This window comes from Aquabacterium sp. A08, from assembly GCF_011742065.1.
This window is the reverse complement of sequence record NZ_JAAQQT010000002.1, coordinates 1-245: the sequence shown is the minus strand read 5'-3', so window position 1 is coordinate 245 and position 245 is coordinate 1. Positions and strand designations below refer to the sequence as shown.

The following is a 245-nucleotide window of genomic DNA, read 5'->3' as shown; positions in this document are numbered from 1 at the left end:
TCGCGGATGTCGTCGAAGCTGGTGTCGGTGCGGCCCAGTTTGACGGTGCCAAAACCGCCGCTCAGGCCGACGATGGCGGTGCGGTCGCCCAGGGTTGTGGCACGGGCGGCGCCGGTCTGGCTGTTGGTGCCAGGAGCGTCGGGGTCCAGCGTGGTTTCGATCTGGAAGATGGCTTTGAGGCCACCACCGAGGTCTTCGGTGCCACGGAAGCCCAGGCGGCTGGTGGTCAGCAGGCCGCTGGAGAC

General features: G+C 68.2%; 1 protein-coding gene. It reads right to left on the bottom strand.

What is annotated here, in order from left to right; translation table 11 throughout:
• A partial coding sequence (locus HA630_RS00015) for a porin (protein ID WP_166831942.1) occupies positions 1-245 on the bottom strand: 245 nt, incomplete at both ends.